Origin of the sequence: Synechocystis sp. CACIAM 05 (assembly GCF_010222815.1) — a bacterium.
Classification (GTDB): Bacteria; Cyanobacteriota; Cyanobacteriia; order Cyanobacteriales; family Microcystaceae; genus Synechocystis.
Map to the genome: position 1 here is coordinate 3,347,586 of NZ_CP019225.1, position 24,611 is coordinate 3,372,196.

17 protein-coding genes and 4 pseudogenes are annotated in these 24,611 nt (G+C 45.8%); 13 read left to right on the forward strand and 8 right to left on the reverse strand.

The window, feature by feature from the left end:
- Positions 1-103: pseudogene (locus BWK47_RS15685) on the forward strand (IS5/IS1182 family transposase); the annotation flags it as partial.
- A gap of 82 nt (positions 104-185) precedes the next feature.
- Here the strand turns inward: BWK47_RS15685 and BWK47_RS15690 are convergent.
- From BWK47_RS15690 to BWK47_RS15705, 4 genes are all read right to left on the reverse strand, one after another.
- Complete coding sequence (locus BWK47_RS15690) at positions 186-1,043, reverse strand: DNA adenine methylase (RefSeq protein WP_162329380.1); 858 nt, start codon at positions 1,041-1,043, stop codon at positions 186-188.
- Positions 1,044-1,056: 13 nt separating this feature from the next.
- On the reverse strand, positions 1,057-2,037 hold the full coding sequence (gene accA, locus BWK47_RS15695) for an acetyl-CoA carboxylase carboxyl transferase subunit alpha (RefSeq protein ID WP_162329381.1): 981 nt from the start codon (positions 2,035-2,037) through the stop codon (positions 1,057-1,059).
- Between the two features lie 255 nt (positions 2,038-2,292).
- Complete coding sequence (locus tag BWK47_RS15700; protein ID WP_162329382.1) at positions 2,293-2,520, reverse strand: type II toxin-antitoxin system HicA family toxin; 228 nt, start codon at positions 2,518-2,520, stop codon at positions 2,293-2,295.
- Entirely contained in the window at positions 2,513-2,722 is a 210-nt protein-coding gene (locus BWK47_RS15705; RefSeq protein WP_020861920.1) for a type II toxin-antitoxin system HicB family antitoxin, read from the reverse strand. The genes BWK47_RS15700 and BWK47_RS15705 overlap by 8 nt, the downstream gene beginning before the upstream one ends.
- 561 nt (positions 2,723-3,283) lie before the next feature.
- Here BWK47_RS15705 and BWK47_RS15715 point away from each other — a divergent pair.
- From BWK47_RS15715 to BWK47_RS15730, 4 genes are all read left to right on the forward strand, one after another.
- Positions 3,284-3,541: a DUF4327 family protein gene (locus BWK47_RS15715; protein WP_162329384.1), complete on the forward strand. Its 258-nt coding sequence runs from the start codon at positions 3,284-3,286 to the stop codon at positions 3,539-3,541.
- Positions 3,542-3,922: 381 nt separating this feature from the next.
- Positions 3,923-4,480: a LabA-like NYN domain-containing protein gene (locus tag BWK47_RS15720; RefSeq protein WP_010874237.1), complete on the forward strand. Its 558-nt coding sequence runs from the start codon at positions 3,923-3,925 to the stop codon at positions 4,478-4,480.
- Between the two features lie 20 nt (positions 4,481-4,500).
- Positions 4,501-4,710: a type II toxin-antitoxin system HicB family antitoxin gene (locus BWK47_RS15725; protein ID WP_010874238.1), complete on the forward strand. Its 210-nt coding sequence runs from the start codon at positions 4,501-4,503 to the stop codon at positions 4,708-4,710.
- Complete coding sequence (locus BWK47_RS15730; RefSeq protein WP_162329385.1) at positions 4,710-4,937, forward strand: type II toxin-antitoxin system HicA family toxin; 228 nt, start codon at positions 4,710-4,712, stop codon at positions 4,935-4,937. The genes BWK47_RS15725 and BWK47_RS15730 overlap by 1 nt, the downstream gene beginning before the upstream one ends.
- Positions 4,938-4,999: 62 nt before the next feature.
- Here BWK47_RS15730 and BWK47_RS15735 read toward each other — a convergent pair whose 3' ends face one another.
- Positions 5,000-6,742 (reverse strand): glycosyltransferase family 39 protein, encoded by a 1,743-nt coding sequence (locus tag BWK47_RS15735; protein ID WP_162329386.1) that lies wholly within the window; start codon positions 6,740-6,742, stop codon positions 5,000-5,002.
- Positions 6,743-6,879: 137 nt separating this feature from the next.
- Here BWK47_RS15735 and BWK47_RS15740 point away from each other — a divergent pair.
- The 4 genes and pseudogenes from BWK47_RS15740 to BWK47_RS15745 all read left to right on the forward strand — a co-directional run.
- Positions 6,880-10,626: pseudogene (locus tag BWK47_RS15740) on the forward strand (GAF domain-containing protein); the annotation flags it as partial.
- Positions 10,627-10,791: 165 nt separating this feature from the next.
- Positions 10,792-11,127: pseudogene (locus BWK47_RS17435) on the forward strand (ATP-binding protein); the annotation flags it as partial.
- A 123-nt stretch (positions 11,128-11,250) separates the two neighbouring features.
- Positions 11,251-11,589 (forward strand): annotated as a pseudogene (locus BWK47_RS17440) (response regulator); the annotation flags it as partial.
- A 105-nt stretch (positions 11,590-11,694) separates the two neighbouring features.
- Positions 11,695-12,768, forward strand: a complete 1,074-nt coding sequence (locus BWK47_RS15745; protein ID WP_162329388.1) for a hybrid sensor histidine kinase/response regulator — start codon at positions 11,695-11,697, stop codon at positions 12,766-12,768.
- A gap of 143 nt (positions 12,769-12,911) precedes the next feature.
- Here BWK47_RS15745 and pgm read toward each other — a convergent pair whose 3' ends face one another.
- Positions 12,912-14,567 (reverse strand): phosphoglucomutase (alpha-D-glucose-1,6-bisphosphate-dependent), encoded by a 1,656-nt coding sequence (gene pgm, locus BWK47_RS15750; RefSeq protein ID WP_162329389.1) that lies wholly within the window; start codon positions 14,565-14,567, stop codon positions 12,912-12,914.
- Positions 14,568-14,956: 389 nt separating this feature from the next.
- Here pgm and BWK47_RS15755 point away from each other — a divergent pair, with 389 nt between their 5' ends.
- The 3 genes from BWK47_RS15755 (at position 14,957) to kaiC (ending at position 18,030) form a co-directional block, all read left to right on the forward strand.
- Positions 14,957-15,856: a circadian clock protein KaiA gene (locus BWK47_RS15755; RefSeq protein WP_162329390.1), complete on the forward strand. Its 900-nt coding sequence runs from the start codon at positions 14,957-14,959 to the stop codon at positions 15,854-15,856.
- A 126-nt stretch (positions 15,857-15,982) separates the two neighbouring features.
- Entirely contained in the window at positions 15,983-16,300 is a 318-nt protein-coding gene (gene kaiB, locus BWK47_RS15760; protein ID WP_010874242.1) for a circadian clock protein KaiB, read from the forward strand.
- 170 nt (positions 16,301-16,470) lie between these two features.
- Positions 16,471-18,030 (forward strand): circadian clock protein KaiC, encoded by a 1,560-nt coding sequence (kaiC, locus tag BWK47_RS15765; RefSeq protein ID WP_162329391.1) that lies wholly within the window; start codon positions 16,471-16,473, stop codon positions 18,028-18,030.
- 93 nt (positions 18,031-18,123) lie between these two features.
- On the opposite strand, the gene BWK47_RS15770 is transcribed toward kaiC, so the two are convergent.
- Complete coding sequence (locus tag BWK47_RS15770; RefSeq protein WP_162329392.1) at positions 18,124-23,442, reverse strand: DUF4114 domain-containing protein; 5,319 nt, start codon at positions 23,440-23,442, stop codon at positions 18,124-18,126.
- Between the two features lie 616 nt (positions 23,443-24,058).
- Between BWK47_RS15770 and BWK47_RS15775 the strand changes: the two genes are divergently transcribed.
- Positions 24,059-24,400 carry a hypothetical protein gene (locus BWK47_RS15775; protein WP_237269682.1) on the forward strand — a complete coding sequence of 114 codons (342 nt, stop codon included), beginning with the start codon at positions 24,059-24,061 and terminating at the stop codon, positions 24,398-24,400.
- A 30-nt stretch (positions 24,401-24,430) separates the two neighbouring features.
- Here the strand turns inward: BWK47_RS15775 and BWK47_RS15780 are convergent.
- Positions 24,431-24,611 (reverse strand): transposase (locus BWK47_RS15780; RefSeq protein ID WP_204250426.1); only part of this gene is annotated, 181 nt, incomplete at its 5' end.

The following is a 24,611-nucleotide window of genomic DNA, read 5'->3' on the forward strand; positions in this document are numbered from 1 at the left end:
TCGCTATCGTCGTTTAAGCAAGGATTATGAATATTTACCTACCACCAGTGAGACAATGCTCTATGTTGCCATGGTTCATCTCATGCTTCAAAGGCTTGCTTAAAACTTTTCAAACACTTTCTCAGGTATTGCTGGAATTTTATCTGGCTTACACGGGAAGCAAATTAAAACTTGACCAATCAATCCTAATAATTTTTAATCATTAACTCTTTTCCTTTAGAAGCCTTTTCTTGCTTGTAATTGTTCATACCATATTGTAAATCCCATTCAATAATTTGAGCAAAACTAAATAATTTTCTGATTTCGTCAGAATCATCATAGGTAATTAGCCATTTATGGGAACAGCTTTCCATTGCTTCAGCAAATCTTTGGTGATTAAAAGAAGTATGCAAATCTCCTTTTTTGCCATAGAGTTTGGATTTAGTGGCGCTTAGATAGGGTGGATCAAGAAATATAAATACCCCTTCCCCCGGCGCATCACTTAACTGCTGATAATCTAAATTAGTAATGGTCGTATTTACTAACATTCTGCCTAAATCCTTCAGCCTGACAATGGAAGAATCGGTAAAACGTTTCTCAAAAGCCTGTTGGGAATAACCACCGGATTCCACTGTGCCGGAGAAGGTGATGCGATTCAAGATAAAAAAACGCACTGCCCGCTCAAATTCATTTAATTCCAGCCCATCTTTAGTTAGGGTAGCAAAAAGTTTTCTACCGTCCGTTTGCTGTTGTTTGATCGCCGTGACTGCATCTGTTAGCTGTTTAATTTCTTCCTGGGTATATTTCCAGAAACAATATAGATCGAAATTTAAGTCGTTAATCCAGTACTTATTAATGCTATCGTCAAAAATTTGCTTGATGGCTAAAAAAACGGAGCCTCCCCCGATAAATGGTTCCCGATACTCTTTGATTTCAGTGGGAACATGGGGCAAAATTTGCTTTAGGGCTTTGGATTTTCCGCCTGGGTAACGCAGAGGACTTTTGATTTTTTCCTCTTTAGGCGCAGAATTTGCTGATGTGTCCGTTTCCCCAGCCTCCTCCATAGTTTTACTTGCCCTACACTGCCGTTTCTAAAAATTGACCCAAATGCCGGAATTTGTCGTACCGCAATTGTTTGCGTTCCTGGGGAGTTAATTGAGCCAAGGTATTGAGATGGAACAATAAAGCTTCCTTCAACTTAGCAGCGGCTCCCAATGGATCGGCGTGGGCGGCCCCCTTCGGTTCGGGAATAATCCCATCAATGATTTGTAACTTCGCTAAATCATCGGCGGTAATTTTCAAGGCGATCGCCGCTTTGTCAGATTTTTTCGCATCCTTCCAAAGAATAGCCGCACAGGCCTCTGGAGTAGCCACGGTGTACACCGCATTTTCCAGCATCAATACCCGATCGCCAACGCCAATGCCCAAGGCACCGCCGGAACCCCCTTCCCCGATCACTGTGCAGAGAATGGGCACATCCAACCGAAACATTTCCCGCAAATTAACGGCGATCGCCTCTCCCTGGCCCAACTTTTCCGCATCAATGCCCGCCCAAGCTCCAGGAGTATCAATAAAAGTAATAATAGGCATACCAAAACGATCAGCGTGTTCCATCAACCGCAGAGCTTTCCGGTAACCATTGGGGGCCGCCATACCAAAATTGCGAGCCACATTATCCTTGGTATCCCTTCCCTTTTGATGGCCCATAATCACCACAGGTCGAGTCCCCAAGCGGGCCACTCCCCCCACCAAAGCCGGATCGTCATAACCCCCCCGATCGCCGTGCATTTCAAACCAATCATCCGCAATGGCTTGGATATAATCCAACGTACTAGGACGGCGGGGATGGCGGGCCAACTGTAACCGCTGGGAAGGATTGAGATTGCTAAAAATTTCCTGACGCAACTGTTCAGCCCGACTTTCTAGTTGACTGAGCTGTTCGGACACGTCCACATTTTTTTCCTCGGCTAGTTCCCGGATTTGATTGATTTTTTCCTCTAGCTCATAGAGGGGCTTTTCAAAATCCAGCAGAAAAACACGACGCTCACTTTTACTCATAACTAGGGATGGATTAGCCGGGCTAAGGGTGATGGATTTTTCCAGCGTATCAAAAAGCCGTGACTTTATCTAAATCGACCAACATTAAAATTATTCTCAAGACGAGAAAAGACTACTTCCGTCATCACCGTGGTAGTCATCGCATTTAGCAATGGTTAATTTGGCTCTATCTAGCACCACCCAGGGACAAATGAAAGACCCAATCCCAGCAAGCTGCGGGGTATGCGCAACCCATTTTTATACCAACTAGGCATCTCAAAGCTGCCCAATAAATTCATTAACAGAAACTTTGGCTTGTTTGAGAACGCCACTTAAAGTACCCACCTTTAGTTCTCGATGCACAGGGACAACACAGCCAATATTTCCGTCAGTTGTTGCTTTTTGCATCACCACATGGCTCCCCGTTTGTCGAACCACTTCAAAGCCCAGTTTTTCAAGCACTCGAATTACTTCTCGACTAGAAATTCGCGGTAACTTAGGCATAACTCACTTCAATACTCGTCACAAATCTAGGTGATGTTTCCGGCAGTGGGAATTCCTGAAGATAGAGTTGAGTTGCTTCTTGTAGTCCTGCTATGGCCTGTTCGATGGTTTCTCCTTGATCGACTGTGCCTACTTCTGGGCACTCCGCAATGTACATTTCCTCTTCCTTATAGATGATGGCGGTAAAAGTACGATTTTTCATGCTGACTCTACCCTGACAATTTTCTTATAAACGTTATCATGATTTCCCTTTAGTGTTCCTAGTGTTCCAGGGTCAACGGAGCCAGCCAAATCCTTACCAATTAGCCGGGCTAAGGGTAGTGGATTTTTCCAGCGTATCAAAAAGCTGTGACTTTAATGCCGTCGTTGAGCCAACCTACTGGAGGGAAACCCCCAGGCCGACAATAAGCTCCATCGCCCAGAAAGACTGGCTCGGCCTGGCTTGGCCCGTTGTCAATGCCATGGAAAACAGGGGGCTAACCACACTAAAAACTAAAGCTAAAGATAAACAAAAGATTAAGGCCAAAAGCGTGACATTGCCGGTCTGCCATCCGTAAAATAGGGAAGATTGTATTTTTTGTTACGGTTATACGGTTTTTCCCCCTTCCCTTAGCCAGATTTTGCCCCTAAATTGTTAAAGGTTTTTGCACCGGTCGTCAAAATTACTACTATTTTGGGCTTTGTCCAGCCCCTAGCCTGCTCTGTTACCCCAGTTCCGTAGATATTGGCTTTTTATACACTGTCCATTTCCGGTTGAAGCACTATGGTCATTTCCTCACCCCTCCACCAAGAAACAGTTTTTTCCCTCGAAGTCATTCGCTCCACCGCCAGTGAACTGGTCCGCCAAAATCGCCTCGATCGCCAGCAACCCATCTATACCCTTTGTCAATTCATCCCCGCCCGGCAGTGGCTAGCCGTAGAAAGGGAATTGGAAATGCACGATTACCTTTTGCGAGACCACATCATTGATTTAATGAATTGTGAAGCTTGGGACTTTCAGGATCGAGACGGTTGTGCCTAGGGAACAGAGGGAACAGGTTTTTTTCTGGTAGGGATGTCAAAAGTGATTCTTAGGCTACCTTGGTTAGTCTGCCAAGACCTAAATCGTACGTAAATTAATATGCCGATGGGGGTCCTTTCCCCCCCTACTCGCTTGGGGCCAACCGCTTCAGCCCAAACAGTGTCACCATCCCATGGCGATCGCCACGGCTGAACCGAGATGGGCAAATTTAGCTACTTTTTCGCCAAATCAAGTATTCTGGGGTGGCACTGGTGATTGCCCCAATTCCCTAGGGGTTAACAATTGCGCTAAACTAACCTCAGCTATTATTTTTATTTCTAACTTCTATTCTATTTCTTAGCATTATCGCTAGTTATTTTTATTTTTACGATTTAACTTTATATGTCAATTCATAGTGGTATTCCTTTCCGCAGGGATCGTTTGTCTATTTTTGTGGATGGGAATAATATGTTTTACGCACAACAGAAAAATGGCTGGTTTTTTGACCCAAGAAGGGTATTATCTTTCTTCACTGAAGATCCATCTGTAAAACTCGTCAATGCATTTTGGTACACTGGTTTAAAAGATACCCAAGATCAAAGGGGTTTCCGTGATGCCCTTATTAGTTTAGGTTACACCGTCAGAACTAAAATTCTTAAGGAATATTACGACGACATTTCCGGCAAATATTCCCAAAAAGCTAATCTAGATATTGAAATTGTGGTGGACATGTTTAACACCGTAGATCAATATGATCGGGTGGTTTTATTCAGTGGTGACGGCGATTTTGAACGGGCGATCGAACTCTTAAGATCAAAAAGTACCCACATCACCGTAGTTTCCACGGAAGGCATGATTGCCAGGGAATTGCGAAATGCCACCGATCGTTATATTGATCTCAATGACATCAGGCCAGCCATTGAAAAACAGGATTTTTATAGCACTGAACAAACTGCTTAGTAAAACACACAAGGAAAAAAATGAACAAGCAAGAATTTTATGTTCTTATTGAAAGGGATGAAGATGGTATTTACATAGGTGAAGTCCCACAACTTAAAGCTTGCTACAGTCAGGGGGAGACCATTGATGAGCTTATGCAAAATATTCGTGAGGTTATCGAATTATGTCTTGAAGAGATTGAATTGGAATCTACTTCTGAGTTTATCGGCATCCAAAAAGTGGTGGTCTGATGGCAAAGCTTCCTACTGTAACAAGCACTCAGCTCATAGTCGTACTTCAAAAACTTGGTTTTAAAGTTATTAGACAAAAAGGAAGTCACGTTCGTCTAAAAGATCAAGATAATCGAGTAGTGACCATTCCTATCCATGCCGGTAAAACTATTGGAAAAGGTTTATTGTTGAAAATCATCAGAGACGCTGAAATAACCAAGGAAGAATTAATTCGCTTATTAGACTAATTTTTAAATACAGAAAATACAGCAAAAAGCGAGATGGTTAGAATAGCTCTTTTAACCTGATGTTATTTACGATTAATAGGACAATTAAAGCGTTGATAGGGATAACCAAAGATATTTTCTTTCGGACTTTGATCTATTTGGCAGTCGGGAAAATCTAGGGGAGCAAAATAATTAACCAGCCATAAATCCACTGGTTGTTCCGCCTGTTTCAATAAATTCTGTAGCTGTTCTGTGGCAACGGGATCTTGTAATTTTTCCTGGGGTAAAAAAACAAATCTTAGTTGGGGCACCAACTCAGGAAAATGGCGTTGAGCTTCCCAGGCAATGCCCAACAGTTCACCTACCTGCACCAAGCTTTTATGGGTGGTGACAATCCAACGGGTTTCGCTGACAGGGTTTTCTGACAAGAGAGTTAGAAATTTATCAGGTCGATAATATTTCCGGTAAGCCAAGTTATGGGTAACAGTGACAGCACTCAAAATACCAATTAACAAAATTATCATTGGTAAATATAAGTCCCGGCGACTTTTTTGCCACCAATTTAATTGCCACCATTGACTATCTGATGAACCTAAATCAGCATTGTGGTGGAAGTTTATCTGGGGATTTTTCCCCAGGCCCACACCAGCTATTAACATTAGTAAACTCCAAAAGTTGAAACTATACCTTGCTCCCCTGGTGATATCTAAACCAGCTCCGTAACTAATGGTCAGATAAATAACTATCAAAAAAATAAACGTGGTTACTAAAACCATCACTCTTGGGTCTTTTTGTGTTTTGATGCTGTGGCCTAGACCCTGCCATACCACCGGAGTTAACCAAATAAAATAAGCCAGCATTCCCAGGCCTGATAACAGTACAATCCAGAGATGTTCGGACTCTACAGGCAGGAGACAAAACATAGTTATGCCAGCGGCGGCTAATTGGGCTGGGGGGCCAATCAGCATATCCACCCAGGACATATTGGTGAATTGAATCCATTCGGTCATGCCATGGCCAAATTCCCGTTGACTAATAATGACAATCCAACTCAGACCAGCGGCAGCGGTGCCTAGTATGATGGGCGCAAGGGATTGTAACGCTGACAAAAAATTAATCTTTCCCTGACGGCTCCAAATCCCCAACCAAAGTGCTAGGGCTAAACCTTGGGCGAGGATGGGCAAAACGGCAAAAAAATGGACTGAAATACCTAGGGCATTAGCCAATATCCAGATAATAACTAAGGAAAAAGGTAAGGGTTTATTTTTTAATAAAAAATTTAAGCTTTTTAAGCAACAAGTAATGGAAATTAAGCCCCAAATAATAGCAAAAGTGTAATGGCGAGCTTCTTGACTAATGAAAATTCCATAGGGGGAAATTGCCATCAGTAGGGCAGTAAATTGAGCTAATTTTTCTTGGTCTTTCCCCCAGATCCATTTGGCACAGCTATAGCCTAAAGGTATGGCTATGGTACCAAAAATAACCGGTAATGATCGCCCGATCGCCAGGGATAAATAGTTGCCATCGGGGGGAAATAATCGATACCAAAGGTGAGCTAGGACAAAATAAAAGGGGGGATGGTTATCACCGTTTAATAAGCCCGTCGCCACGGTATTGGGTTCTGGCTGGGGTAGGGGTTGCAGAATGGTTAGGAGATCAGCAACGGTTAACACTTTGCCCAAGGGTATGCTCTCAAAAGAATTGCCTAGGCTAAAGACCAAGGTGGCAAATTCATCGGTCCAAGGGGGTTTACTGGCCAAATTCCAACTGCGTAGCCCAGCGGCGATCGCTATCCAAAGTAAAAGTAATAAAAAAGACCGTGGCATATTTAGCTAAAATTAAGTTACAGAAAATGAAATCTTTTAAGCAAAATAGGGTATGAAAAGTCATCTTACTTTAGGCTGGGGATAAGTCCTTGTCTTAGTTTTGAGGGGTGAACCTAGACAGATTGGTGCAGGAAATGATGGACATTGATCTCCTATTGCAGGGTTTTGCGGCGGCCACAAACCATCTTTTAACTTTTCCCAGTGAACAGGAATCGGTGCGGGCGGCGTTGTCGGCATTGGGAACAGCCCTTAATGTGGATCGCAGTTATATTTTTGAAAATCATCCCCATCCAGAAACGGGGGAAATTGTCCTGAGCCAGCGCTGGGAATGGGTGGCAGAGGGAATCAACCCCGAAATTGACAATCCCGAATTGCAAAATATTCCTTTGGCGGAAACCATTCCAAGTTGGGAAAAAATACTCACCCAGGGTCAAACCATTGCCGGGCCGGTGAAAAACTTGCCGGAACAGGAGCAAGCCTTTCTATTTCGCCAGGGAATTCAGTCAATTTTGTTGGTTCCGATTTTTATTGATCAGCATTTTTGGGGCCTGGTGGGATTTGATGACTGCCACACAGAAAGGGTTTGGAAAAATAGTATCCAGGCGGCCCTCCAGGCGATCGCCGGAACCATTGGCAGTGCCATTGCCCGACGGAGAGCGGAAGCCAACGTAATCTTGTTAGCCGATCGCCTCAAGGAAGCCCAGCACATGGCCCACATCGGCAGTTGGGAACTGGATCTCCAGCAGAACAAACTCTACTGGTCGGAAGAAGTTTTTCGCATCTTCGAGGTCGATTCCCAACAATTTGCTGCCTCCTATGAAGCGTTCCTCGACTTAGTACATCCCGAAGATCGCCTCTTGGTGGATGAAGCCTATGAAAAACATCTCAATGATCACCAACCCTACAACCTAGTCCATCGTCTGCAAATGTCCGATGGCCGCATCAAATATGTACAGGAGCATAGTGAAACGATCTACAGTCCCCGTGGCACTCCCCTAATTTCCAAGGGTACAGTACAAGACATTACCTCCCAGAGAGAAGCTGAAATTCGTCGTGATCAAGCCGAATTAGCCCTGCGTCAAGAGTTGGAATTTCGGGTGGCGGAACGCACCGCTGAATTAGAAGCTCGGGAAGTGCGCTACCGTGCCCTGATGGAAGGGGCCAGTGATGCCATTTTGTTGGCTACCCCAGAAGGGAATATTTGTGAATCCAATCCGAAAGCAGAAGAAATATTGGGGTACAGCAAAGAACAGTTGGTGGGCATGCACATGAGCCAACTCCATACCCAGGAAAGCCTAGCCAAGGCGGTAGAGGGATTTCTCGCCCTAGCCACCCAGGAAACTTGCCAGGTTTTTGATGTTGAATTTTTGCGGGCGGATGGTGAGAAGATTCCCGTGGATGTTAGTGGTTCGGCCATCAAAATTGGCGATGAAACTATTATCCAGGGGATTTTTCGGGATTTGAGGGGGCGCAAGCAGGCGGAACAGGCGATAAAGTCCCAAAACGACTTTCGTCAACTGATTTTGGAGAATCTAACCGAGGGTTTATGTGTCTGTCATGCTGTCACCGATTATCCCTTTGTTAATTTCACTGTCTGGAATCCCCAAATGGAGGTGATCACCGGCTATACCCAAGCAGAAATCAATCAATTAGGTTGGTATCAAACCCTTTACCCCGACCGGACCATGCAGGCCCGGGCCTTGGCCCGTATGCGAGCTATGCGTCAAGGAGAGCATATTCGCTCAGAAGAATGGACTATTCAGCACCGGGATGGCTCCCACCGGATTATTTCCATTGTTACCTCTCTCTTGGAAACGTCAGAGGGAGAAACCAACGTTTTGGCAGTGATGCAAGATGTCACGGATCGCAAACGGGCGGAAATGGAACTGTCCAGTCGTAACACTCTACTTTCGGCCATTACCCAAGCCCAGGCCCAGTTCATTAACGCTGACAATCGCCTCAGGATTTTTGAGGGATTATTAAACAGCCTACTGGAGTTGACCGATAGTGAATATGGCTTTATTGGAGAAGTGCTGTTTCGAGAAGATGGCACCGCCCAGATGGAAGAAAATTTCTTGAAAATTAGGGGGGTTTTTTACCTGCAAACCCACAGCATCACCAACATTGCCTGGAACGAAGAAACCCAAAAAATTTATGACGAGAATTACGAAGGGGGGATGAAGTTCACCAATCTGAAAACCCTGTTTGGAGTGGTGATTCTGACCGGAAAACCCCTGATTGCCAATGATGCCCCTAACGAGCCCCGCCGGGGAGGCGTTCCCCCTGGCCATCCGCCCCTCAATTCCTTCCTGGGTATGCCTTTTTTTAAAGGGGAAGAACTGATTGGTATGGTGGGTATTGCTAATCGTCCTGGGGGCTACACAGAGGAGATAATTAGGCAATTAGAAGCGTTTTTGACCACCTGTGGCAATTTGGTGGAGGGTTATCGTCTAGATCGCAGTCGCAAAGAAGCAGAAAAGACCATCCGCCAACAGGCGGAGAGGGAAACAACATTACGGGAAATTACCCAACGCATTCGTCAGTCTTTAGATTTGCAAACTATTTTTGATACTACCTGTCAGGAAGTTTTTACCTGTTTAAAAGTGGATCGGGTGGGTATTTTTAAGTTTTATCCCCACTCTGGCTATGACGATGGGGAATTTGTGGCGGAAGCAAGGGGAGAAAAATATCCTTCCGCATTAGCCATTCGGGTTCATGACCACTGTTTTGGAGAAAACTACGCCAATCTCTATGCCAAGGGCCGCTATTACGTGGTGGATGATATTTACCACAATGGCTTAGAAGTATGCCACACGGACATTTTGGCTCAGTTTGAGGTCAAGGCTAATATGGTCATGCCCCTGCTATGCGGTGATAACTTGTGGGGTTTGTTGTGCATTCATCAGTGCGATCGCCCCCGTCATTGGCAAGACCATGAAATTAGCCTGGGGCAACAATTAGCTTCCCAGTTAGCCATTGCCATACAACAGGCCCTTCTCTACGAGCAACTCCAGGAGGAGTTACGGGAACGCCAACAGGCAGAGGCCACCATCATCAAGCAACTGCGACGACAAACGGCCCTGGAAGTGATTTTGGGAGAGATTCGACAGTCCCTAGATTTGCCGGAGATTTTGAAAATAGCCACCCAGCAAGTGCAGGAGCTCTTACATGGCGATCGGGTGATTGTGTTCCAGCTTTGTCATGATGGCCACAGTCACATTGTTGAGGAGGCCGTTGTTCCAAATCTGCCCAGCCTTAAAGCCATGAAGTGGGAGGATGAAACCTGGTCCCAGGAAATTCTAGAACGCTACTGGCAGGGGCAACCCCGCATTGTTCCCGATGTAATGAACGATATCTGGACAGAATGCTTAGTGGAGTACTCCCAGGCCGGGCAAATTCAGTCCAAAATTGTCGCTCCCATTCTCCAAGAATCCCAGGACACCGAGTTCCATCGCTGGGTATCCCCCAATGACAACAATAAATTATGGGGGGTGTTGGTGGTTCATGCCTGCCGTAGTCGTCGTGTTTGGTACCCAGAGGAAGCCCAGCTTTTACAACAGGTAGCCAACCAACTGGCGATCGCCATTAAACAATCCCAACTGTTTGAACAATTGCAAACAGAATTGGGGAAACGGCAAAAAGCCCAACAGAAACTAACCCAACGCAATCAAGAACTGATCCGGGTCACTCGCCTCAAGGATGAATTTTTGGCCAATATGAGCCACGAACTGCGGACTCCCCTCAATGCGGTGCTGGGCATGACGGAGGGACTGAAAGATGGCATTTTTGGCCCGGTGAACGATCGCCAGATTAACGCTCTCAATACCATTGAACGGAGTGGCACCCACCTATTGGATTTAATTAACGACATTCTTGATGTGGCTAAAATCGAAGCGGATCAAATGCAGCTACATTTATCCCCCACCGATATAATTAGCCTCTGCCAAAACAGCATTAGCCTCATTCGCCAACAAACTATTAATAAAAAACAACACCTTATTGTTAATCTTCCCTATAATTTGCCTCCGGTTATCTTTGATGAAAGACGTATCTTACAAGTGTTGGTGAATCTGCTCAATAATGCGGTGAAATTCACCCCAGAAGGTGGTCAAATTACCTTGGAAGTTGTCCCCCCAGAGCCAAAGGGCAACCTAGAGAAGCAGTACATAAAATTTGTTGTCAGCGATACTGGCATTGGCATTAGCCCCACAGATATGCAGAAGTTGTTTCAGCCGTTTGTGCAAATTGATAGTGCTTTAAACCGTCAATACCAGGGTACGGGCTTGGGTTTAATCCTGGCCAAACGGATTGTGGAACTGCACCAGGGCCAAATCAGTTTAACCAGTGAGGAAGGAGTTGGTAGCAGTTTTACCGTTCAATTGCCCTATCTAGTAACCGATGCCCCGCCGCCCGGCCAAATTATTCTCCGGGAGCAGTTAATTGCCCCCGTCCCCGCATCGGCCCCACCCTTTTCCAGTCAGGATTTCCCTTTACTTTTGTTGGCAGAGGACAATGAAGCTAACATCAAAACCGTTTCTAGTTACCTCAAAGTCAAGGGATACCGCATTGCCATGGCCAAAAATGGTTTAGAAGCGGTTCACCAAGCCCAAGCTCTCCGGCCCGATTTAATTTTGATGGATATTCAAATGCCGGAACTGGATGGTTTAGATGCCATTAAGCGGATTCGGGCCATCCCTGACCTTGCTTCTATTCCCATCATTGCCGTTACGGCCCTAGCCATGGAAGGCGATCGCCAACGTTGCCTGGGAGCGGGGGCCAATGGTTATGTGACCAAACCGATCAAACTGAAAGAGTTAGCAGTCACTATTGCAAAGATTCTGGCTTGATGATTAATTTCTACAAAAACAAAACAACTAAGAAAGTCGAGTATTTCTACTTATTTTATTCCCAAATCCTTTCCTCTAACATAAAAGTAGAGCGGGGGTAAAAATATGAAAACACCGTCGATTATGGTCGTGGACGATGAGTCTGACAATTTTGATGTCATTGAAGCTTTACTGTCTGACCAAGGTTATCAGCTGTACTATGCCGCCAACGGCCAAGAGGCGATCGAGTCCATAGAAATCTATCAGTCGGATCTGGTGTTACTGGATGTGATGATGCCTGGCATGGATGGGATAGAAGTGTGTCGTCGTCTCAAATCCATGGCCCGCTGGAAATCTGTGCCGATCATTATGGTCACTGCCCTCACCGCTAAAGAACAGTTGGCCCACTGTTTAGAAATGGGGGCGGACGATTTTATGAGTAAACCCATCAACGGCATGGAACTGCGGGCCAGGGTTAAATCCATGTTACGGATTAAAAAACAATATGACGACCTTGAGGAATTAATGCAACAACGGCAGGAAATGGTGGCCATGGTGATGCACGATCTCCGCAATCCCCTGACCAGCATTTGCATCGGCTTAGAATTGTTGGAACATCCCAAAATTTCTGCCGAAAAACAAAAAGAAATTAGTTCACGCCTCCAAGAATCCGCTGATCGCCTCAAGGTCTTGATTGACGATTTTTTGGCCTTTGCCAAAGTGGAATCGGGGAAAATTTTGCTCCATCGGGAAGAAATTTTACTGACCAACTTTATTTTCTACGTCATTCAGGGTTTTGAAGCACTTTCTGTCCAACGGGGTATCAAAATTATTAGTCAAATCCCCAACTCTGACTCCGCTATTTCCGCTGACGTAGCCATGTTCCGCCGGGTGCTGGAAAATCTCCTCTCCAACGCCATTAAATTTTCCCCTCCTGACAGCAAGGTGTTGGTTAAAGTCGATATTTCAGAGCCCCAAATGACCAAAATCCAGATCCTAGACCAAGGCCCCGGTGTCCCCCCCGAACTGAAGGAAAAAATTTTCGGTACCTACGAAATTGGCCTTCCCATTAAAGACGTACCCCAAATTGGCTTAGGCTTAGCTTTCTGCAAACTGGTGATCGAAAACCATGGCGGCGTCATCAACATCACCGACAATCAACCCACTGGCTCCATTTTTGAAATTTGTTTACCCCGTTAGTCGCAAAAAATCCCCCCAGTTTTTACCAGAGGGAAAAGTGTTTAAGGTTAGTGTTAGTAAATCCTCCCTTGCCCCCCCAAACTTGGGGGATTTAGGGGGCGGATCATAACTTTTAAAACAGGCTCTAAGGTTAGTAAAGAGGTTTAACCCAAAGCCGAGGTAACAATGGCTTCCGCCTCCGTGAAAATAGCCTGGAGATGGGCTTCGTCTTTGAAACTTTCGGCATAGATTTTGTAAACATTTTCCGTGCCGGAGGGCCGGGCCGCAAACCAACCTTCCGCAGTGGTCACTTTCAACCCACCGATCGCCGCTTGGTTGCCGGGAGCTTTAGTTAACTTGGCTGTGATGGCATCCCCGGCCAATGTCGTGGCGGTAACGTCATCGGGGGAAAGTTTTTTCAAGCGATCCTTTTGGGCTGGACTGGCCGGGGCGTCAATGCGTTGGTAAATGGGGTTGCCCAGTTTAGCCGTTAAATCCTGGTAATGGAGGCCAGGATCTTTACCGGTTTTAGCGGTGATTTCCGCCGCCAATAAATCCATAATGGTGCCATCTTTGTCGGTGGTCCAAACGGTGCCATTTTTCTTCAAAAACGAAGCACCGGCACTTTCTTCGCCGCCAAAGCCAAAGGAGCCGTCCAGCAAACCATTAACAAACCATTTAAAGCCCACGGGCACTTCATAAACGGAACGGTTAATTAATTGTCCCACCCGGTCAATCATGCTGCTGCTCACTAGGGTTTTACCGATCGCCGACAGCCCTGACCACTGTTGCCGCTGGCTGAACAAATACCAAATGGCCACGGAAAGAAAATGATTGGGATTCATCAAACCCACGCTGGGGGTGACAATGCCATGGCGATCGCCGTCGGTGTCGTTGCCAAAGGCAATGTCGTAATGGTCTTTGATTTTCACCAAACTGGCCATGGCGTAGGGGGAAGAACAATCCATGCGGATTTTGCCGTCCCAATCCAGGGTCATAAATTTAAACGTGGGATCTACCCCAGGATTAACCAAGCTGATATTCAAATTGTATTTAGCGGCGATCGGTTCCCAATAGCCCACATTGGCTCCCCCCAGGGGATCAACTCCCAAGCGCAAGCCCGCCGAACGAATTACATCCAAGTCAATGATGTCCGCCAGACCGTCCACATAGGGAGTAACAAAATCATAGGCGTGGGTGGTGGTGGCTTTTAATGCCTGCTCGTAATCCAGCCGTTTAACTGTTTTATTGCCATTTTTCAGCAACTCATTGGCCCGGTTCTGAATCCATTGGGTCGCTTCCGGTTCCGCCGGGCCACCGGAGGGGGGATTATATTTGAAGCCGCCATCAGTGGGGGGATTGTGGGAAGGGGTAATAATAATGCCGTCGGCTAAACCTTCTTTACGTCCCTGGTTGTGGGTCAAAATGGCGTAGGATACCGCCGGAGTAGGGGTAAACCGAGTTAAATCCGTGGCGGTGGTTAAAAAAGTTTCTACTTGGTTAGCAGCCAACACTTCCAACGCCGTTTTCTGGGCTGGTTCCGACAGAGCATGGCTATCCATCCCCATATAAAGGGGCCCCGTAATGCCCTGGGCTTGGCGATAGTCCACCACCGCCTGGGTCACCGCCAGAATATGGGCTTCGTTGAAAGTGGCGTTGAGGGCAGAACCCCGATGGCCAGAGGTACCAAAGCTCACTAACTGGGCGGGATTTTCCGGGTCCGGTTGCTGACGGTAATAGTCGTCTAAAAGTTTGGCCACATCCAAAAGGCTGTCGGCGGGGGGATGCTGGCCGGCGAGGGGATTAATTCTGCTTGTCATATACAAAAATTGTAAAAAATGGAGGGCGGCGATCGGGGGCTTAGACACCCAAATCCTAGCCAAAAAGGGTTAACTAGCCAAGGGCTATCCATGGACAAAGAGATGGAAGAAAAAGTCCCTAAACCCCCGGTCATAGAGAAAAAATTGCCAAAGTTACCCCGGGCCATACACGGCCCAGCGCCGAGATGGGGAACACAAATTCAGACTTTGTAAACAGGCCTTAAGCTATCCGGCCAAGGAGCACTCAGATTGTGTTAACGTTCAGGGGAGTTGCTTAACACAATTTTCCAATTAATAGTATTAATATTTTCTTAACTTGCACCGTACCATGGTGACAAAGCCTATCTGAGCCCTTATTTGATTAACCTTCGACTGATTATTGATCCCCTGTGCAGTCTCCCCTCTCCCTCTGTCTTTTTGCTCCCGAACACGTTGCCCATAGACTCAGGTCTATTTTCCAGGGCGATCGCCATTACCTATCGACTTTTCAAGCACTAGATGATTTTTGTGCCTTCCTAGAAGACAAACCTGAGCGGATTGATTGCCTGTTAGTCTATTACGAAGCTAATTCCCTTCCAGTGCTGAATCGTCTCTATGAACAGGGGCGATTGTTGCCGATTATTTTGCTCGAACCCAGTCCTTCTGCCCTAGCCAAAACCACCAACGAACACCCCACTATTGTCTATCACAACGCTGAAATTCATCTGCCCGAATCCCAATGGTCGGAATTGCCCACCGTCGTAGACCGGGCGATCGCCCATTACCTACACCTTGGCCCCATCTGTACCCTCCCCAACCAAACGGAAACTATCCCCGCCCCGATTGTCGATGAATCATCCCAAAGCTTTTTACTCCTACAGCAAAGAAGGCTGGCTGACAAACTTAAAGAAAGACTCGGTTACCTAGGAGTGTACTACAAACGTAAGCCCAGTCACTTTTATCGCAACTTTTCCCCCCAGGAAAAACAAGAATACCTAGAAGATTTAAGCTCCCAATATCGAGAGATTATTCTCAGTTATTTTAGTGACGAAGGCACAGTTAATGACCTGTTAGATCAATTTGTCAATCAGGCTTTCTTTGCCGACCTAGCCATTTCTCAAATCCTGGAAATTCACATGGAATTAATGGATGAATTTTCACAGCATCTAAAGCTAGAAGGGCGGAGCGAAGAAGTCCTCCTAGACTATCGTTTAGTGCTGATCGACATCCTCGCCCATCTGGGGGAAATGTATCGCCGTTCCATCCCCCGGGAGGACATTCCCTTTGATGTATATTATCAGACGGATTAATAACCAAATGCTACGGTTTAATCATCAGCTCAACTCTTGGCTGTTGAAACTACCTCGATTCTCTGGTTATCTATTTTCTTAGTTGTTTCTTGCTTGGTTTCCCCCTCGTCCTAGTAAACCCGTAAAATGAGCCCTTTTAAAAAAACTTACGTTCTCAAACTCTACGTAGCTGGCAACACCCCCAACTCTGTGCGGGCCTTAAAAATGCTAAAAAATATCCTTGAGCAAGAATTCCAGGGAGTTTATGCCCTCAAGGTAATCGACGTGTTGAAAAATCCCCAATTAGCCGAAGAAGATAAAATTCTTGCCACCCCCACTTTGGCTAAAATCCTGCCCCCGCCGGTCAGGAAAATCATCGGCGACCTTTCCGACCGAGAGAAAGTATTGATTGGTTTAGACCTGCTCTATGACGAAATTCGGGAACGGGAAGCAGAAGACCAATAGAAAATCGGGGAACAGGGCGAGATATTTCCCCCATCAACACACATTATCAGACTCGTAGCAAACTTTAATCCTGCCCCTCAAACTCAACACATTCAATCAGTTTTAGTCAAACTGTTATTTAGTTTTAATTTTACTAACTTTTTTCTTCTTTAAAAATCTAAATTTAGCTAATGAACTTACCGATTGTTAACGAACGTAATCGCCCCGATGTGCCAAGGAAGGGAGTGCAAAAAATTCGTACTGTGATCGAGGGCTTTGACGAAATTACCCACGGCGGTTTACCCATTGGCCGTACAACCCTGGTGAGTGGCACCTCCGGCACCGGCAAAACTCTCTTGGCAGTACAATTTCTTTACCAAGGCATTCACCATTTCGATTATCCGGGTTTATTCATTACATTTGAAGAATCCCCCAGTGACATTATTGAAAATGCCTATAGTTTTGGCTGGGATTTACAACAATTAATTGACGATGGCAAATTGTTTATCCTGGATGCTTCCCCCGATCCGGAAGGGCAGGAAGTGGTGGGCACCTTTGATCTGTCAGCCTTAATTGAAAGAATTCAGTATGCAGTGCGGAAATATAAAGCCAAGTTAGTTTCCATTGATTCGGTCACAGCGGTATTTCAACAATATGATGCGGCTTCGGTGGTGCGGCGGGAAATTTTTCGTTTGGTGGCTCGGTTAAAACAGCTCCAGGTAACGTCCATTATGACCACCGAACGGGTGGAAGAATATGGCCCCATTGCCCGCTTTGGCGTAGAGGAATTCGTCTCCGATAACGTGGTGGTTTTGCGTAATGTTTTAGAAGGGGAACGGCGACGACGCACGGTGGAAATCCTCAAACTACGGGGTACCACCCACATGAAGGGGGAATATCCTTTCACTATCACCCACGACGGCATTAACATTTTTCCCCTGGGAGCCATGCGCCTCACCCAAAGGTCTTCCAATGCTCGCATTTCTTCAGGGGTAAAAACCTTGGACGAAATGTGCGGCGGTGGCTTTTTCAAGGATTCGATTATTTTGGCTACGGGGGCTACTGGTACTGGCAAAACTCTGTTGGTAAGCAAATTTTTACAGGAAGGTTGTCGCCAGGGGGAACGGGCCATTTTGTTTGCCTATGAGGAATCCAGGGCTCAGCTTTCCCGCAACGCCTCTTCCTGGGGTATTGACTTTGAAGAAATGGAACACAAGGGTTTATTAAAACTTCTTTGTACCTATCCAGAGTCGGCTGGGTTGGAGGATCATTTGCAAATGATTAAATCCGAAATATCTGAATTTAAGCCCTCCCGCATTGCCATCGATTCCCTTTCCGCCCTGGCCCGGGGGGTCACCAATAACGCTTTCCGTCAATTTGTCATTGGGGTAACGGGCTACGCCAAACAGGAAGAAATCACTGGTTTCTTTACCAACACCACGGACCAATTTATGGGGGCCCATTCCATTACGGAATCCCATATTTCCACCATTACAGACACCATTTTGATGTTGCAGTATGTGGAAATCCGAGGAGAAATGTCCCGGGCATTGAATGTGTTTAAAATGCGGGGTTCCTGGCATGATAAAGGCATTCGAGAATATAGCATTAGCCATGACGGCCCTGATATTCGCGATTCCTTCCGCAATTATGAGCGGATTATCAGTGGTTCCCCCACCCGCATTAGTGTGGATGAAAAATCTGAGCTTTCCCGCATTGTCCGGGGTGTTAAGGACAAGACCGCTGAGTAGGATTGAAAAAGGGTAAACTTTCCCATCCGAATCTTGGTTGGGAAAGGCGGCATGGACAGTGGTTAAGGGTTAGTTTTCTGGGGAATTTAATAACTAAATGTTCCCAGCAAAATCCAGACTGATGAGAAGATCGTTAAAGTCTCGATCGCCACCGCCGAATAGATCCTCAACTCCATAAAGGGATTGTCCAAGACGCATGAAGTGACTTTCGTTATCTGGATTGGCTTGGTCGTACATAAAGAAAGCGTTGACATTGCCTGGTTGATTACCGGGGTTTTGTTGGAGGAACTGCTCAGTGGTTCCATTGGAGATGAGGAACAAGCCGTAATTACCCCCTGCTTTTAACTGAGTGGTCGCCGTTTTTTGGGAGAAATTGTCCGGGGCACTAAAGGTGATGCCTCCAGTTAAAGGATCTCGACTCTGGGTCATGCGAACCGCTGCTTCAGCATAGCCCGCTTGCCCTGGCGAGAAGTCGATTATGCCATCGTTATTGATATCAATATCCCCATTGGCATTAGCGAGTTTATACAAACCAAGGGTGTTTTGATATTCACCAGCACGATGGATTTGAATATCAGTGGCGATCGCCTCTCCTTGCAAACCGGGGACAACGAGGGGAAGGGTAAAAACTTCGACGGCATATTTCCCGTTGGGGGTGTCTGCGGAAATTTGGGTAAAACCCCGACCATCCTGGGTCACTGACAAATTCTCATCCTCAACAGAAAACATTTCGTTACTGTTCAAGTCAAGGATATAGGGAGTCAAACTATAAGCATCCTCAATGGTGACCTGGGAAAACGTACCGATGGCCTTATGTTCGGTGGAAGCCAGGGAATTACCGGAAGTAAGCACTTGTTGAGCCAGAGTTCGGTTTAAGGCCAAACCATCCGCCGGAGCGGCTTCCAAAACAGGGCTAAATGAACTCCGTTCACCGTTACGAAAAACCCCGGCTTGGGTTTCGAGGGGGATAAAAGCTGACCAACCTTCATCGGTGGGATCATAGGCACCGACCAGTCCCCGGAAATCATCGTAATCAGTTTTAATGAAGCCGAACTCGAAATTGCCATTTGTAGGCAGAGACACAGCCCGCACCGTCAATGGTATGGGTTGGCCAAATCCATTTAAAAACCCTGAACCACTTACAGGGGTTGCCAATCCTGGTGTTGTTGTCGCTAAAAGCCCGGACAATTCCACTTTGCCATCGGCCAGGCCATCTAGATCCGATGGTGCGCCGTCTTCGAGGTGCAGAAGAACCCGGTCAAATTTACCGTCATTATTGCTGTCGATTAATTCAGCGCCGACTTTACCGTCAAATAGGAATTCAGTCCAAATACCAGTGACGGGATCTTGTCTTAAAAAAGTATTTATTCCCTGGTGCTCCGGTAGTAGATCAATGGCGATCGTGCTGCTATCCCCTGGTTCAACGGCTAGACTTAGCTTAAAACCTTCAGAAGCAGTGCTATATTCCCAACCGGGAAGTGTGCTGAGGGTGAAAGTGGAAACATTCTTCAATGTATCTCCGAATTCATCCAGATTAAATTGTCCCAAGGAAGTGCCGACTTCTCCGGTTAGGAAGATAATGTCATGGGAATCTTCTATGGCAAGGGTGGCATCCCCGGCAGTGTAAAGGATAAAATTCCCGTCTTCATCTTTCCTGTGTCCTTGTTGTTGCCAGTCATCATTGAGATAGATGGTTCCGTTGTCACCTTCGATGCGGAGTATATTTCCATCGGGGGCGATCGCCAGGATGGCGGCTTGGTCAAGGACAACTTCTCCTGCATCGGCAAGTTGAAATATTTCAATGCCTTTAATGTTGATCGTCTCGCTTTCTGCCAGATTGAGCAATTGAATGCCCGCTAAAGTATCGGTACCTCCGCCACCGTCAATAAAATCGTCTCCTAAACTCCACCAGATGATGTCATCTCCGAGGCTGCCCAAAAGGGTATCATCACCTTCCCCGCCGATGATTATGTCATTGCCTTCTCCCCCATTTAAATGGACACCACCGAAACTGTTGTCGGGGGAAGCTTGCAAAAGGTCGTTTCCTGCTCCACCTAAAACTTTCGTGTAAGAACCCACTACAAAGGTATTATTTCCCCTCTCCATGGTGATAAGTTTAGGATTGGCATTGATAACCAGGTTGTCATCCCCTAGACTATCACCGTTTCCGGAAGCAACAATCAGGGAATTGAGGTTAATGGGATTATTTTTTTGGTACTCAAATATGTCGAAGTCTTCCGGTAAATTAATCACTTGAAGCTGTTCAAGGGAATACTCAAGCACCTGCACCCGTTGGGTTTCTAGATAAACATCACCGAATTGATTTTCAACTTTAAATTGCAGCCAATGTTCTCCTAGTTGGTCAACCGTCGGCTGCCAAATAAGTTGATTGGTTACTGGGTCATAGCTGGCCCCTTCCGGCAGAATTAGGGGAGTTACGGTTTCATTTTCAGCCTTGCTAACTTGACGGGTATAAGTTTCGCCCAACACCGCAACGTATTCCCACTCATCGCTCTCACCTAAGGCGATCGCCGTACTGTAATTGCCCGCCACTGCCAGGGACGTTTTTCCCGTTGCTCCTAGGCGATCGCCACCATCGACGGATTGAATTTGAAAGCGATACAATTCCCCTTCGGTCAAGCCATCAACAATGAGTCTGTGATAGAAACGTCCATCTTCCTCTTTGTAAATAGTCACTAACCCGGAAGTGGGTTGAATACCGTCAAAATCAGGATCGATGGGATTATTTGGACTCTCGGCGGGATTGTCAGACCAACGCACATTGTAGTACTGGGGTTTGACGGTGTCGCTCCAGGTTACCGAAAATTTACCATCCCCAATCCAGTTGGCGCTCAGATCTTCAACAACGGGTAAATCATTACCCCGACCCAACATCAAACCGCCAATGGGACTGTTACCATCCGTAAATGAACCAGTATTTGCCGCCACACTGGGGCCGCCGGTAAAATACCGCACAGTGGTTACGTTCTCTACGTCATCCGCCGTAACAAAAAAGTGGTAATTACCCTGGGGAACATCGTTTAAAAACCAGCGATAGGTTCCATTGCCCGTACTAGGGTCATGGTCGATGGTGGTGAGGAGGGTGCCGTTTTCCCCCTTACCATCGGTATCCATATAAATGTCAACTTTGACGCTATCGGAATCAGTATCGGCAACGGAAAAAACAATATCCACCCACTGGCCATTAGCATCTGGAATAATTTCTTCAATTTCCGCAACGGGGGCCATGGAATTTTCAAACATTTTGATTTGCACTGGCCCGAGATCCACCGGCTGAACCTGGCGAACAGTCCAAATTCCCGCCTGCGGTGTGGCAATGCCTAGGGAAATTCCTTGGTCGCTACTAAGCTCATCTATCAGCATTACTTTGTCACCCCCAATAAAATCATCGGAGGTGTAGACGGTACCGTCGGGGGCCACCAGTTCAAATAGTGACGATGGATTCTCAATAATATTTTTTGACAGCCAACGGATACTTACCGCTGACCATTTTCGTCCTTGACTAACTTCAAAGGATTGGGTCGGTAGCACATCATTGGAATTTTCTTGTTCGTAAGCCGCTAAGGCCGTTTCTGATGTGGCCAGTCGGCTAAATTCTTCAAAGGAATCGACCGTTCCCAAGCCGCCAAAACCTTCGATATCCTTGCCAATAATGACATCAACCCGGCCGCCAAACGTAATTCTAGTCCCTACTCGATCGCCGAAAAAAGGAGCGAGGAACCTTGGCCAAGTAATCCAAGACGCAACAAAGCCATATTCAGGGCGAAATTGAGCCGTTGGGTGGTAAGGAGCGGCATACTTCAGCATCGCCGTCGCGTCACCAATATCTTTTCCACCCACAAAGGGAATAAAACTTGGATATTTGGTGGAGGCCGTGGCCCGGATCTGAAAATTGAGCCTTGCGTCTATGTTGAATAATCCATCTAGTACCACCACGTCAAAGGGCAGAGCCATGCGGGTTTGAGATTGAAGCACCACCCCATGACCCCGGATAGCTGAGTCAATGTTTAGGAAAGTCCGATTTTGACCAATGGTGAATCCTAAAATACTCAACGAAGCGGCAATATCAATGCCCACCGGAATTTTGACCGTTACCCCGCCATCAATCCTCAGCGCACTAATGCCCTGACCTTTTTTGCTCCCTCCCAACCAATCGGGAAAATCTACTTCAAAGGATGGCCCCAGGGACACCCCAATTTGTCCGTTAAGGTTAAAGCTCTGGCCGGGAAGGAGGGGGGGGACATTTTCAAAATTAGCCCCAATGCGCTGGAGGTAAATTTGAGACTCCGGAGTGGACATCAAGATATTGAGGTTATCCGCATAGAGTCCGAAGGAGCTAATCTGGGCACCGCTAATGACACCGGCCTCATTGCGAAGATAGCGGAACCCAAAGTTCCCTCCTAGTTTTAAACTGTTCCAAGGACGGACTAGAACTTCTCCGGCTATCTTTCCTTCCAACTTGACAGTATCCATTTCAACAGTTAGAAGATTAATTCTGACAGCACCCATGTCGAAGAATTGCAGTGATGCGAGAAAAGCAACATCAACGTTGTTGTCATAAATACGAATAAATCTTTGACCGGCAATATCTACCCCCAACGTCGCCAAGCTGAATAAGTTAACATCTGTTTTTCCCTGAACTTGAACATATTTATCAACACCATTAATTTCTAGGGCTACTCCGGTAATTTCACCAATCTTAAGGGGTTTTTTCGGGTCTGGTTTTTGGGGATCATAGCCGGGTGGCCGTTCTTTGGGTTCAAAAGTCGGGATATTAAACGAGGGCTTGTTTTTTTTCTGGTAATACCAGTTGAAAGCATTCCCTAAATTTAGATCTGGCAACTGGATCCGGCCGCCGCTGACTACGGGATTGCCTCCAGGAAAAGTTAAATCAAGGAAGGAACCAAAAGTTGGGAGACTGATGCCGGGAAAGATATCTGGAATCGCCCGATATGAAACACCACCTGCATTGTTTTCACCACCAAAAAGAGTAATATTTTGGTAATTGAGGCCAATGATGTCTTGCACTGGATCATAGCCACCTTCCACACGTTCACTACGCTTTACTTCACCTTCCAACTTACTTTTCTTTGGGTCTAATACGTCATTAAAAGCAATGGCTCCCCGAAAAAGCTTAAATCCTGTACTTCTGTTGTGAATGTTGAGGATTGTCCCTAGAGCGGCTATATTTTGAATTTTTCTACCATCTTTTTCATATTCTAACACTTCAATAAAGCCGTCACTTGCGCCGGTACCGACAGAAATAAGCGGAGTATCGCCCCAAAAAAGTCTGACATCATCGTAGGTCGTTTTAGTCGCCTGGGTTCCATCTTTCAGGAAGGCAGTTTTTTGTCCAAGAAAATTACCAGTAAATTTAAATTTGTTAGCCATGACAAAGAAGGTCTTAACTTAAGTGTTAACAAGAATGGAAAAAGTATTAAGTTACGGATTCTTAGAATCTTTGAAAATCGGGTCACTCATTCCCGGGTGAACGTCTTAAACAATTGTCTTAAATAAATCTAAAATTTAGACAGGCTCCTCTTCTCTTTGGTTTTTCACAAAAACCTGGGTTTCTATCTTTTGTTAACCTTTATAAATGGCAGAGTGATTGAAGTAAAATCCAAATTTTTGGAAAAGTTTTTTATTAATACTTTACAGATTTTACAAAAATTTAAACGTTTACCTGGAGCCCTTGAGTTCTGTATTGAACTCGAGTCAACCACGCCCCGTAACCATAACACAAAGTTCACTTTTGGTCAAAATCATACAAATTTTAATTATTTTTAGCTATTTTCAGCAACCTTAATGTTCTCTTAATATTTCCCTAGCATTTTTTTGTAAAATTGAGGTTATTTATATTTTCAAGCTTGCCCGAGATACACCTTTCTAAGGTAACTTTAGCTTGACAAATTATCCATGCCAGTGATTTGTTAATCAATTTCCCAAGCAATACGAAACGATTCTCGGTGCGGTAAGGGCAAATATTTCCGGAGGACAAAAACAACGCTTGGCGATCGCCAGGGCAATTGTAAACGATCCAGCGGTTTTGATTCTAGATGAGTCAACAGCTAATCTTGATCCGGTGACGGAAGCTGAAGTACTCAATAGTTTGCTGACCAAGCGCCAAGGAAAAACAACGATTTTAATTAGCCATCGTCCTAAGGTTATCAATTGTGTAGATTGGATTATATTTTTAGAATCGGGAAAGGTTAAATTTAGCAATACAATAAAAAAATTCGTTCTGAATTTGGAAATGCCTCTGATTTTTTATCCCCTTAAACAAGACATAAAAGCATTATCAATTCTACTTTACGAGATTTTATTTGTTATCAAAATAGTATTAAAATGAATAACCCAATCGCAGCAAGCTGCGGGGTATCTAGATAGGAAAAAGGGTCATCTGTTGTACACGAGCCTTCTCTTTTTCATCTCCTTGTTCTTGAATATAGCGCCTGACAATTTCGTTACTTACGGCATCCCCCACTGTCCCGATATAACCACCATCACTCCAAAACTCTCCTCCCCATAATTGACGTCTCAGTTCGGGAAAGCGTTTAAAC